This window comes from Shewanella sp. Scap07, assembly GCF_013394145.1.
GTDB lineage: Bacteria > Pseudomonadota > Gammaproteobacteria > Enterobacterales > Shewanellaceae > Shewanella > Shewanella waksmanii.
Genome location: NZ_CP041329.1, coordinates 69,922 through 81,975, shown reverse-complemented (window position 1 = coordinate 81,975; position 12,054 = coordinate 69,922). Strand labels below are relative to the sequence as shown.

Below are 12,054 nucleotides of genomic sequence, written 5' to 3'. Positions count from 1 at the left end.
CCTTGCTGCAATCGCTTCACTGTCTTAGTTATTAGCTTACCTGAGACAAGGAGTAACACCAACACACTCACCATCCAACAACCCTGTTAGGGCTTAGATGGTAACGCTAATTGCTGCTGCACCATCCGCCAAGGTACCCATTTAAAATTTTGATGCTCATCGGGTAAACGGTTGCGCCCATCTTGCACGACCAACATGCCTTCAGACCATACACCAGCCCCCACCGCGCTAGAGGTCACCGCCAGTCCATCGGTTTCAGCACTACCATCATGACCCTGCTGGCCGTTCACACCAATACGAAAGCGTCCAACAAAGTCAAACGGTGGCTGGGCATCATAAAGCACATAGCTATCATTACCTTGGCTCGATACCACTAAATAGCTGTGATTATGGGTTTGGTGGTAAATATCTAGTCCTTCAATATCTGCCACTAGCGGCCCACCAGCAGCGAGAATCATCTCGCCTTGTGGCTGTGAACCACTAAGATCAAACAGCCATATACCCGCATTTTCTTCGCCAACAAACAGCCGCTGGGTTTGATCATCCGCGACACAACCTTCTGGTTGCGTAGGCACCTTAAATTGTTGCACTTGTTCGGCCTTCAGGTGGTGTTTGTCCCATGTCAGTGCTAACTGGCTTATCACGCCCGATTTATCATTAGCAAATGCGTACAAGCTGCCTTCATCCGGTTGATACAAGCACAATCCATAAATGTCAGTTAGCTTGGTTGCCTGCTCCACCAGCTGAGTTAGATGACCTTGCGCGTCAATTTCAAAAATACTCAGGCTATTGCGGTCTCGATTACTAGCAACCGCAATATCACGGTATTGGCCGCCTAATTTAACCCGCTGGCGAATATCAACATTATTGACACGCCCCGCAGCTAGCTGCTGCACCTGCTGGCCCTGCATATCAAAGCTCAATAGTCCCCAGCGTTTGTTGGTACCCAATATGCGACTTTGACTCGGGTTGGTTGGATGTACCCAAATTGCGGGGTCATCCATGGTATCACCAGCGCGGTCTGCTATCGCGCTTTCAACTTGGGTTGGAATTTCAGCAATCACGTCCTGCAATGACTTTGGCTCGGGCGAGAAGGCCCATTGCGCTTGATAATAACGCTTGTCAGCATCAACGAGATAGGTAACTTGGCTACCATCAATAGCGAAACTCTCTACCTCATCGTGGTCCAACTTGGGGGTAAACAATCGCTTGCCTGAGAGGTTAAATATTTGCCCTGTACTATCACTTAACAGTACTTTGCCGCCAAACTGGCTAATGTCGGTAAAGGCATTATCGTTTTGTTGCAATACCAGTTTTCCCTCGGCGGGACTATTTGGCGCCGCCGGGTATTGCCAAACACCGTGTTGATTTTCAACTACGTATAACTGCTCAGTATTGCTATCTACAGTACACGTTAACGCACCCATCGCCACCGATAAACTGCGTAGTAACTGCGGCTGCCATTGCTGGTTGCTCATGAGTAACCACTGCTCAGCTTGGCCCTCTTCATTGCCAATCCATGCATATAAGTTGTTGTCGGCAGCCCTTGGTTGCAAACAGAGCCAATCTATCTGGATCTGCCGTTTGGGCAACAGCGCCAAACGTTGCATATTATTGATATCAAGCTTGATCCCTTGTACTTGGTCTACTTGCATATCGTAGGTCAATGCGATATCTCCCCAAGTGTCGAGGTACTCAAACTGGCCCGGCACTAGCTGCTTAAGCTCGTTATCGACTAACGTCAGACCAGACTTTTCACTGACTAACAACCAATGGTCACGCCACTTTGCGGCTTGGCTGCCAGCCACGGGGCCCACCGGTATTGAGGCCTGGCTAACCGCACTAGCGGCCATGGTCTCACCACTATAAAAACCGCTAAGCCAAAGGCTGTTTGCACTTAAAATGAGTAAGCTATTTTTTATGTATTTATTTATTGTTTTCATAACTTGGCCTTACATATTGATGTACTGAATGCCTAACTGAAAAGTACGGCCGTACTCCTCGTATTGGGCGTTGTAGCGCGACTGGCCGGTATAGGCGTAGTAAGGCTCATCGGTAAGGTTTATTCCTTTAAAATAGACAGTGAAATTTTCAGTGATATAGCCTTTGGCCACAAAGTCCCATTGCGTATGCGCATCTTGGTAGATATCGAAGTTAGCATCATCGAGCTCGCTCACTTCTATTAAGTATTCCGACTTATAGGCAGCAGATAAACGTACACTGACATAACTATTTTCGTAGCCAAATGACGCATTGGCAGTAAGTTCAGACTGGCTCGGCAGCGGGATATCACGGCTTTGCTTACCGTCATCTTGCCAAGAGATAGTGGCTGAGGAATCACTTACGGTGAAATTGCTGGTAAAAATCAGCCCGCGCCAACCTTCCGGCATAAAACCAAACTCTTGTACGTAGGTCAGCTCAACCCCGGTGATATTGGCATCATCACCATTGGTAAAGGTGTTGGCTTTATCAAAATCTTGATATTGACCATAACCTCCTAGGTCGGCTTCATAGATAAAATTGCTAATATCTTTATAGAAACCACTAGCAGATATCACACCTAAGCCGCCCATATAGTGCTCAATGCTTAAGTCCCAGTTCATTGACTCCAACGCTTCAAGATCGGGGTTACCAAAACTGGCTTCTAACTCATCATCGTCCACTTCTATCAGATAACCCGGTGCTAGCTGACCAAAAGTCGGTCGGACAATCGTGTTACTCCACGACGCTCTAAGTACGGTGTTGTCACTGTATTTGTAGTTAAGATGTACCCCAGGCAACCAATGCTGGTAATCTCTGTCGGTTTCGCTGGCAAAAAACTCGTCTTGGCTCTCATCAAAACCAAAACCTTTGGTGTGCAGGTCGGTATGTTCAAATCGTACCCCCGCCAACAACCGTAACTGATCGATATCGATATGCCCCATCAAGTATGCAGCACTGATGTCTTCATCAATATCAAAGTCATTAATGGTTGATTCAATCTCATCTTTGGCAGACTCTGCGTCCATACCATTAACCAATGCCCAAACAGGCGCCGCATCAATCGATGGGCCAAAGCGCCCTAGATTGTAATCGGGTTCTGGGCCGGCATAAGCACTCATTAGCAGCTCATCATCGGCAATGCCTTGCTCAGAGAAATCTTCGTAAATCCAAATATCTTCACGATTCTCTTTACTACGACCTGTGTACTTACCACCAAACTTCACTTCAATAGGCAGCTCGTCTATCAGCCAGCGTTTACTCAAATCAAATTGAGCTGAAATCATCGTATCTACAGCACTCGACTCGGCGATTTCAACTTTATCTATTTCATATTGATCAGCGCGATAGAAGGCTTCGCTAGCTGTCACTTTAGGGGTTTGAGTATCATCAACGGCTACATCACTAAATTCACCGTTAAAATCTGCACCACCAATATGACGTGGCTTATCTGCAGTCGCCCGACTCCAACTGGTTTGATAATCGACCGTCCACTTGTCAAAGCGTGATTGACCACCAAACACTAAAGAGCCTATGGCCTGATCTTCACTTCTGGCCTTTAAAGAGCGGGTTGCTTCTACATCACCACTGTCACCGACTTCAACGCCATCTTCCCAAGCAATTTCATTGCCGTTACGGGTTTCTGTATCATCAAATTGACTATAAAGCGTACGTAAATACATATCGTTGTTGTCATTGGGGCGAAAATCAAAATTCACTCCTAACCCAATGCGCTCGCGATTGATTTGATAGTCTCGTTGTTCCGCCTCTTCTAGCAATACAGGCTCATCAAATGCCCATTTACCACCAGTTTCTACGTTGTCCGAGCCGAAATCGCGGTTGTACCAACTCGCAGCAACAGCCACACCAAATCGGTCATCAAAAATATCACTGTAACTGGCAGCAAGTTTTGGGTTGGTGTTATCGGTAAGCTCATCGTAAGAGCCTTCAGCACTGACATTAAAATAGCTATCATCGCGGTCAAATGCCGATAAACTTTTTACCTCAATGGCCCCGCCTAGCGAGTCGGCATCCATATCTGGGGTTAAGGTCTTGGACACTTCTACTGATTGCAGTAAATCTGCCGGTACCACATCCAAGGCCACTGCACGGCGGTCACTTTCTGGCGATGGTAATCTAGTACCGTTCATTGATACCGCATTGTAATCTGGTGCCATACCACGAATACGCACAAACCGGCCTTCACCTTGGTCACGCTCTATCGACAGTCCGGGCACTCGCTGTAATGCTTCACTGATATTGGTGTCTGGAAAGTTACCTAAGGCATCCGCACTTAACACGCTAACAAGGTTATCGGCGGCGCGTTGGCGATTAAGTGATTTGCTTAGGGCGCCGCGCTGACCAATTACCTGAATGTGCTCTAGTCCGGCCCCCTGCAATAGGATCTGACTATTGGTCACGCCATCTTGCGCCACGCTGATTTGCTCTCTGTAGGTCTGCCCGCCCAAATAGCTCGCCACTAGGGTATATTCGCCCGCCGCCACTTTAGGGAAAAAGAAGCGCCCGTCACGATTAGACTCTAGCTTGAGGTTTAGCTCTTCAATACTGACCAAGGCACCTTGCAATGGCAGTTGCGTATTGCTGTCCTTAACCGCCCCTTCGATACGACCAGCCCATGCCGCAGAAGGCATACACAGGCTGGAGGCCAGCAAAGCAATATAAAGAGGAGAAAGCGAACTCTTTAACGTCATGATTTTACATCCTATTGGTTGTTAGCTCTGATGGGCGGCAAAGCTAGGCCAAGGATGTGACAATGATGTGACGCCATCGCAGCGCCGATGTGAAATCCGCACTCAAAAGGCATAATTGTCAAGCTGTTGAGCTCATTTGACTGGGTTTACGCAGCTAAATTGCGAGGGCTGACACATAAATCAAACATCACCCAGACGGCGACTAACCCATTGTTAATATAAAACAAAACCACGAATCATCGGCAGTTATCTCTAAATAAGAGTTAGCAGCTAGAGGGCTTTTTCAGTAAACCGCTGACAGTTGCCTGAGCTAGTTTGCCCCCTAAGCCAACTGAGCTCATCACAAAAACGTCATAGAAGCGCGATAACGTAATCGCTATTGTGATTCACACCCAAATACCTATGACCCATAGTTACAAACTCGCGATATTGATACTGCTTAGCTGCGCAGCGCTGCTGAGCTTATGTTTAGTACAAGCGCAACTGAAACCCACTACTGATGTGGATTGGCTAGATATTACTGCTGAAGGTGCACTGTTATTACTTGGATTAAGCTGGCTAGTATTAGTGTTATCTGCACGCCCAGGGGGGCACGTCACCCAGCTACTGCTTATCGGTTTGCTAGGATACAGCCTTGGCTGTTACATGGATTTGCTCGATGAGTTCTTTATCAATGATAGCCTACCAAGCTGGTTTAACTTACTAGAGAAGCTGCCAACTCCCATCGGCTTAGTGACATTAACCATAGGCTTGTGGCTATGGCGAGAGGAGCAAACCACAATCAACGAGCAATTGCGCACTCGCGAACAATTTTACCGGCAACATCAATTGGTGGATCACTTAACCCAACTCTGTGATGCCCGTGCTATGCGCCACCAGCTCAATCAACATTTACGCCGACCACATGCGATTGCATTGATAATGATAGATTTAGATAACTTTAATCAAATCAATCGCCAACAAGGTTTTACCCAAGGTGACCAGTTACTGACTAACGTCGCACAGATGTTAGCAAGCCAATTACGCTCGCAAGACTTGGTATGTCGCTACGCCGGTGACCGCTTTGTCGTGATGTTAACTCACTGCAGCGAAGCCTTTGCTACAGCGATGGCGCAAGAACTGGTGACAGCCATTGCGCCCTTGGGTTGCCAAGCCAGTCAGGCTATTAGTTATACCAGCAGCCAAGATGCTCAACCTTCGAAAAGTGCTGAGCAACTTATCGAACAAGTGAATCAAAACTTAGAACGTGTCAAACGTGCGCAGCAATGGCCCAAAGCCGGATGAAACGTGCGGCGATCGCATACGCTGACGATAAGTGCATCGACAGTCATCTATTGGTCGCCAACCTCGTCGCCCTGTTTCGCCAACGCGGGCTATCCATGATCACTTTGCTGGCGGGGACAGCCATATTTGAGCAAGACCTCAATCAATCCGGTCATAAAATTAGTGCCGTACAACTCAATAAATTGCTCGATAACGCTATCAAACAATGGCCAAGCGATGATTTGGCTTTCATCCTAGGACAACAATGGCTGCCAGCCCAAAGCGGCCCGTTAACGCAAGGCTTATTGTGCTGCAAGCATTTTGGTCAGGCACAACAGTTTTGGCAACGCTATCACTGGTTAACCCAACCATGGCTGCAAATATCTCGCTGGCAAACACCGCAGCAGCAACACCTGCTCATCCAGCAGGATTTAGGCATGCCGCAATTGCAACGCTTTTTCATGGAATTAAGCTTATCGAGTTTAGTTGCTAGCTTTAAGAGCTTGAGCCGATCACGCTGGCACGGTCATTTTTCATTGCCTTATACCGCACCTAGCAATATCGATCAGTATTACAAATACTTAGGAGATTCCATTAAGTTTGAACAACCAATCTGTGTAGTCAGCTTCGCCCAAACCATTGACCAACAACCTTTTGAAATGGCCAATCGACAGGGACTTTGGCAGGCTAATCGACAAATAAGACGGTTATACCTAAACAGTGACTTTCGAATCGGCCTGCCTGCTATGGTTCGCCGGTTAATGTTGCAGCAGATCCATAGCAACCAAAGCTTACCTGACATTGCAGCGCAATTATCTTTAAGCCCCGCCACGTTAAAGCGCCGACTTAAAGCATTTAACATCAGTTTCCAGCAACTACAGGATGAAGCTAAGTTACAACACGCTATCTATTTAATTGCCATAAATGGCGACAGTAACCCCCACATCGCCAAACAACTCAAATTTGCTGACAGCAATAATTTTCGTCGCTCATTTAAACGCTGGACTGGAAAGCTACCGAGCAATTTTAAATACTGGCTAACGAGCAAAATATAAAATTATATTCTCAATCGTCATACAAACTAATGAAATAATAATATTTACCAAATTTAACATAGCGCTATTAAATCTCTGTGCTAAGTTTTAATGCCCTAATAGAAATTGACCATCTCTATTGGTAATTAAGGAGCGATTAATACCATCTGACAAAAAGGAAAACAGATGAAAACACATAATCATGGTCGAATTGGAATAAACAGCAACACATTAAAAACATTGCGAAAAAAAAGGATTGAGTCAAGAAAGGCTAGCCGATGAATGCGCCAAACAGGGATTACAAGTATGCGTGGCATCGATCAAAAGAGCAGAAGCTGGAAAAAACGTACTCTACCGAACCATAGTTAATATTGCACACTTTTTTAATATTACCGTAGATTATTTGCTTGAATCTGCCCCACTGCCACTTTGGCAATTTGCGAGCCAACACCCAAAATTTGTTAAACCCTGTATAGGTCGCGATTGGGAGTGTCATCAGCTTGCACAATTACAAGGATTAGCCCAACATTCCCTCCAAGGGCAGACCGTTTGCGTAACTGCAACGGCGGGCGCCGGCATATCCTGTTTATTAAAATACTATTGCCAACAACATGCCCAACAAGCGACGCTCCAAGCAAGCCAGCAAAGTATCTACATTGAATTTAGCAAAATCAGCACAGACAAAGACCACACCGCTTGCTTTATCTTGCAACTGCTAGCCCTAGCACCAAATACTAGCGATAGAGAGATTCGCGATAACGTTAAATCCTTATCAAAATCCTCTCTGCAGTTTTTAATCTTATTGTGGCTTACAGGCGTAACGCTGACAGAGACGGAACAACACAGTATTGCACAACTCAACCAACCACAACTTGACGATGTAATGGCGCAAGCGACGCAACTTTTACTACACCACTGTTCCGAACAAGCCGCTGCGATAATCATTATTGATGGCCTCCAAAGAGTCGATGAACTTTGCCTAAAGCTGGTAGGTTTTTTCATTCAAGCCGTGTACAGCAAACCCATACTTTGCGTGCTTGGTATCACCGAAGTTGCCGACTTTGTTCACCTGCCGATATGGCTTGAGCATGCCCACCAGATCAGACTTAAACCCTTAATGAATGACCATGCTAAAAAATTGGCAAAAAACCTATTAAGCCAACATGGAGTCTGCCCAATTAAACACGCCAACCAAGCCCAACGGGCGATTGAGCTAGCCAATGGGCACCCCGGTATGTTGGAGCAACTACTCTTAAGTCATAATAAGCTTGAACCACTGCCAGAAAGTATCTTAAAACCAATCTTGTCCAATCTTTATTCACTCACCACCGAGCAAATCACTCTAATAAAATATTTAAGCATACTCGGAATTAAATTCAGCATTGATAATATTGAGTTCTTCTTTAACCAGATAAATATTACCAATCCGCTTAGTCAAATTAACCAATTAATTTACCGAGGTTTAATCAAGCCTATCTCTGGGGAATACTGTTTTAATCACCCTTTAATAAGACGAGTTATTAAGGAACAAATAAAAGCCCAAGAAAAAGTAGCACTGGAAACTATTTATCAACTATCACTGCAGTAAGTGATCCGTAAGTGATCCGGTTTGAATATAGCAAAGCCGTTAAATTTTCTTCCGCAGTCAATTTAGGTCAACGTTGTGAAGCGATAAATCCCGTTAACCACAGCATTTTCCTGACTGCAACTGACATCAATTGAACAGGAAGGAAATCACTATGGAAGCACAACTGAGAATCCACAAGCGCAATACTCCTTGGGTGGGGCAAAGCCAAGCGCTGACTCAAACCCGTCGAACCTTAAATGCGCTGGCACAAAGCCAACTGCCCGTCCTTATTCAAGGACAAACAGGTACGGGCAAGCGCATTGCCGCCAAAGAGTTGCATGAACTTGGTAAAGGTAAACATAGCCCCTTTGTTACCGTATGCTGCAAACGTTGGAACACCAAAGACTTAATCAAGTTAATGGATGAGAGCTGGGAATATGCCCAAGGCGGCACCTTATTTGTACGAAATATCGAAGCAATCAAGGCCAATGACGCAGCACAAATTAAAGATTTTTGGCTGCGAGCTAACCAACAAGATGATGTCAGGTTAATTGCCTCCACCTGTCATGTTGGCAGCATCGATGGCAATACCGTTAACATCGACAGTCACTTTCTAAGTTGGTTGCAATACCACTGCCTAACTATCACCTTGCCGACGTTATCGGAGCGCAGTGACGATATCCCTGCACTAATTCGCTACTATCAACAACAAGATAGCGCGATGGACACATTGACCTTTACGCCCTGTGCGGCCAAAGTACTTAGCCAATATCATTGGCCAGATAACATTAAACAGCTCAAGCGCTGCCTCGATAAATTAGTGGTACTGGCAAGTACCAAGCAGATAGACAAGCACAGTTTACTGCAGCACTTTCCGTCAATGTTGCAGCCCGATAACGTCACTAAGCCAATCTCATTGTCTATGTTGCAGATAGATAATATGACTGATCGGAACCGCATCGCAGGCGACAATATTTTGCGTCTGGCGTTACCCCATCAAGCCACTACGAAAATGACAAAATTGCCGCCGAAATCATTGTCAACAACCCTCAATAAGGAGGCTATCTGCGGCCATCACCCTGCACTCGACCGTGCAATACCCTATCTGTTTAACAACTACCGCAAACGGTTGAATATGGAAGATCTCGCCAGTCACGCCTGCGTCAGCCCTTCACACCTATCGTTCTTATTTAAGCGCTACGTTGGCCAATCATTTAAGCAAACCTTATTGAACCTACGCATCAACGAAGCCATGAAGTTGTTGGTCGACAATCCTGAACGACAAGTCACTCATGTGTGTGATGATGTTGGCTTTTCTGATTTAAGTTTTTTCGTTAGAAAATTCAAAGCCACTGTGGGATTAAGCCCTGGGGTATACCGAGATCAACATCGAGCTTCGAATAACAATGGCTATAAATTCTAGTATCGGCTGCTACTTGTGGCTGCTAGCCGCAGTCTCAAGTAGCACTAATATCTGCCGAGATTTTACCAATCAGCTTCCTAATTGATACCAATCGCAATGGATTTGACCTTTCTATACTGACTCCTGCGTTTGAAATTGTCGCTCTAATAGACACTCATATTTCGAACCACACGGATGATATTTAGTGAATCACAATTAATTAAATAAGGGTTTATTATGGCATTTCCAACAGCGGTCAATGACCAAATCACAGATTCAGTTACTCAAGCAAATGTAAAAGTGCTCGGCGACGCGCCAGCCATGTCGATGGGTAACTTATTTCAAGCCACCTCTCAAGCGTTAGGTAATGCTGCGCACAACGCGACATCTGCTCAGCAGCAAACAGCTATTACCGCACAAGCCGCCACCACAATGGGCGTGACGACCTTGTATTCAATCGATACGGCAGCCACTGGCGTAGCAACTAAAGACATTCTTACCCCAAGCGGTAAAGTTGCTGGTTTGGGCTCTTGATTGAACTCAGCGTAACGGTTTTACGCCACGCTAATACGAGGAGATAAAGATGGCATTTCCAACAGCGGTAAACAGTCAAATCACCGACTCTGTTACTCAAGCTAATGTTCAAGTTCTTGGCGAGGCACCGGCTGTCGCAATGGGCAACCTCTTTCAAGCAACGGCCCAAGCCCTTGCAAACGCTGCCCATAATGCTACAGCGGCACAACAACAAACTAATGTGACTGCTCAAGCAGTAACAACAATGGGAGTGAATCTGTTGTATTCACTTGATACCGCGTCTACTTCAGTTGCGACTAAAACCATATTGGGATAAACGCGAGCGATCGCTAACTCAATTTGTTCAGTCGCAATTGTAGTGAACAACCTTGTAATCATGGTGGTTACATACTTCAACCAAAAATAGGGAAAATATTATGGCATTTCCAACAGCTGTAAATAGTCAAATCACGGATTCCGTATCACAGGTCAACACTAAGGTGTTAGGTGATGCGCCTGCAGTTGCAACCGGCAACTTCATGATAGCAACCAGTCAAGCGCTATCAAACGCCGCTCACAATGCGACCAGTGGTCAACAAAATAACGGTGTCACAGCCCAAGCAGCATTGACGCAAGGGGTTAACACCCTCTATAGCATTGATACTGCATCTGCGGCTATGGGCACAGCGCGTATTTATCGCTAAGTCACTAAATAACAGCAGTGTTGAGTCCTCACAACTCAACGCTGCTATTTATTATTGTAGCGAGTAACGAGGTTTTTCATGGCAAATAGCAACAGTGCAATTGTCGAGAACAATATCAATGAAGCCTTGCCTTTCTCTGTCGCAGCAAGTGCGGTGACAATGGCAAGCTCTATCGGATTGCTCATGGAAAATGCCGTTTTTAATGAGAAAAACTCACAGGCAATTCAAAATGCCAGCGTATCTCAATGTTGTGTGTTTATTCTCGGTGCTGGTACAGCAAAAGCCGCCAAAGGTTAGCACCTTATCGTTCACCATCAACAACAAGGATTAGTCATGAGTACAGTTAACGATCAAGTTACCGATGCAGTCACCCAGCTCAATGCATTATTAACCGGTGGCGCCGCGCCGCAGTCATTAAGTATGGTCGATATTGCCGGAGCGGAAACCATGGGCATGTCAATGTTCAACGCCATTACCGCCCAACAAAACGCCCAAACTTCTGCTTCAGCTGCGGCAACAGCAAGCTGCGCCAAAATGCTAAAAACTGAGGTGCCAGCCTTACCAGACAAAGATAAGAAAGATCAATTAGCACTGGCCTTACTGGAAATTGAACTGGCAGAGCACAAAGTAGCGATCAGCTTAGCGGTTAACACCTTGTACCAGCTTTATAAACAAAGCCACCCAACGGTTAAAGCCGCTGATGCGCAAAAGGCCTTTACCAGCGCGTTATCAAAAGCTGAAAAAGCCATTGGCTCAACCGTATCGGATAAGTCACAGATTAACACTGCCGCGGCGGAACTTACGGCGGGATTTAACAAGCTGGCGGCGCCTGACAACTCAAGTAATCCGTCGCAAACGCCACCCCAATAGGTTATCAACC

General features: G+C 45.9%; 11 protein-coding genes. 9 read left to right on the top strand and 2 right to left on the bottom strand.

Going from position 1 to position 12,054, the window contains the following annotated elements; all coding sequences use genetic code 11:
- Nucleotides 1–86: 86 nt before the first annotated feature.
- Together FLM48_RS00400 and FLM48_RS00395 are read right to left on the bottom strand one after the other, a co-directional pair.
- Nucleotides 87–1,943 carry a phytase gene (locus FLM48_RS00400; RefSeq protein WP_179022773.1) on the bottom strand — a complete coding sequence of 619 codons (1,857 nt, stop codon included), beginning with the start codon at nucleotides 1,941–1,943 and terminating at the stop codon, nucleotides 87–89.
- Nucleotides 1,944–1,952: 9 nt separating this feature from the next.
- Entirely contained in the window at nucleotides 1,953–4,691 is a 2,739-nt protein-coding gene (locus FLM48_RS00395) for a TonB-dependent receptor (protein ID WP_179022771.1), read from the bottom strand.
- Between the two features lie 402 nt (nucleotides 4,692–5,093).
- Between FLM48_RS00395 and FLM48_RS00390 the strand changes: the two genes are divergently transcribed.
- The 9 genes from FLM48_RS00390 (at nucleotide 5,094) to FLM48_RS22640 (ending at nucleotide 12,044) form a co-directional block, all read left to right on the top strand.
- Nucleotides 5,094–5,975: a GGDEF domain-containing protein gene (locus tag FLM48_RS00390; RefSeq protein ID WP_179022769.1), complete on the top strand. Its 882-nt coding sequence runs from the start codon at nucleotides 5,094–5,096 to the stop codon at nucleotides 5,973–5,975.
- Complete coding sequence (locus FLM48_RS00385) at nucleotides 5,957–7,009, top strand: AraC family transcriptional regulator (protein ID WP_256871006.1); 1,053 nt, start codon at nucleotides 5,957–5,959, stop codon at nucleotides 7,007–7,009. Before FLM48_RS00390 ends, FLM48_RS00385 begins: the two co-directional genes overlap by 19 nt.
- A 289-nt stretch (nucleotides 7,010–7,298) precedes the next feature.
- Nucleotides 7,299–8,576 carry a hypothetical protein gene (locus tag FLM48_RS00380; protein ID WP_179022767.1) on the top strand — a complete coding sequence of 426 codons (1,278 nt, stop codon included), beginning with the start codon at nucleotides 7,299–7,301 and terminating at the stop codon, nucleotides 8,574–8,576.
- 151 nt (nucleotides 8,577–8,727) lie between these two features.
- Nucleotides 8,728–9,978, top strand: coding sequence for a helix-turn-helix domain-containing protein (locus FLM48_RS00375; RefSeq protein ID WP_179022765.1), 1,251 nt, complete (start codon nucleotides 8,728–8,730; stop codon nucleotides 9,976–9,978).
- A gap of 216 nt (nucleotides 9,979–10,194) precedes the next feature.
- Nucleotides 10,195–10,491, top strand: coding sequence for a RebB family R body protein (locus FLM48_RS00370; RefSeq protein WP_179022763.1), 297 nt, complete (start codon nucleotides 10,195–10,197; stop codon nucleotides 10,489–10,491).
- A gap of 49 nt (nucleotides 10,492–10,540) precedes the next feature.
- Nucleotides 10,541–10,807, top strand: coding sequence for a RebB family R body protein (locus tag FLM48_RS00365; protein WP_028773762.1), 267 nt, complete (start codon nucleotides 10,541–10,543; stop codon nucleotides 10,805–10,807).
- Nucleotides 10,808–10,907: 100 nt separating this feature from the next.
- Nucleotides 10,908–11,174 (top strand): RebB family R body protein, encoded by a 267-nt coding sequence (locus FLM48_RS00360; protein ID WP_028773763.1) that lies wholly within the window; start codon nucleotides 10,908–10,910, stop codon nucleotides 11,172–11,174.
- A gap of 78 nt (nucleotides 11,175–11,252) precedes the next feature.
- Nucleotides 11,253–11,471, top strand: a complete 219-nt coding sequence (locus tag FLM48_RS00355) for a RebB family R body protein (protein ID WP_179022761.1) — start codon at nucleotides 11,253–11,255, stop codon at nucleotides 11,469–11,471.
- 36 nt (nucleotides 11,472–11,507) lie between these two features.
- Entirely contained in the window at nucleotides 11,508–12,044 is a 537-nt protein-coding gene (locus tag FLM48_RS22640; RefSeq protein WP_256871005.1) for a RebB family R body protein, read from the top strand.
- Nucleotides 12,045–12,054 lie beyond the last annotated feature (10 nt).

Excerpts from the sequence above, each read along its gene's own strand:
- FLM48_RS00400 (WP_179022773.1), bottom strand. The coding sequence starts at position 1,943 with ATGAAAACAATAAATAAATACATAAAAAATAGCTTACTCATTTTAAGT.
- FLM48_RS00395 (WP_179022771.1), bottom strand. The coding sequence starts at position 4,691 with ATGACGTTAAAGAGTTCGCTTTCTCCTCTTTATATTGCTTTGCTGGCC.
- FLM48_RS00390 (WP_179022769.1), top strand. The coding sequence starts at position 5,094 with ATGACCCATAGTTACAAACTCGCGATATTGATACTGCTTAGCTGCGCA.
- FLM48_RS00385 (WP_256871006.1), top strand. The coding sequence starts at position 5,957 with ATGGCCCAAAGCCGGATGAAACGTGCGGCGATCGCATACGCTGACGAT.
- FLM48_RS00375 (WP_179022765.1), top strand. The coding sequence starts at position 8,728 with ATGGAAGCACAACTGAGAATCCACAAGCGCAATACTCCTTGGGTGGGG.
- FLM48_RS00370 (WP_179022763.1), top strand. The coding sequence starts at position 10,195 with ATGGCATTTCCAACAGCGGTCAATGACCAAATCACAGATTCAGTTACT.
- FLM48_RS00365 (WP_028773762.1), top strand. The coding sequence starts at position 10,541 with ATGGCATTTCCAACAGCGGTAAACAGTCAAATCACCGACTCTGTTACT.
- FLM48_RS00360 (WP_028773763.1), top strand. The coding sequence starts at position 10,908 with ATGGCATTTCCAACAGCTGTAAATAGTCAAATCACGGATTCCGTATCA.
- FLM48_RS00355 (WP_179022761.1), top strand. The coding sequence starts at position 11,253 with ATGGCAAATAGCAACAGTGCAATTGTCGAGAACAATATCAATGAAGCC.
- FLM48_RS22640 (WP_256871005.1), top strand. The coding sequence starts at position 11,508 with ATGAGTACAGTTAACGATCAAGTTACCGATGCAGTCACCCAGCTCAAT.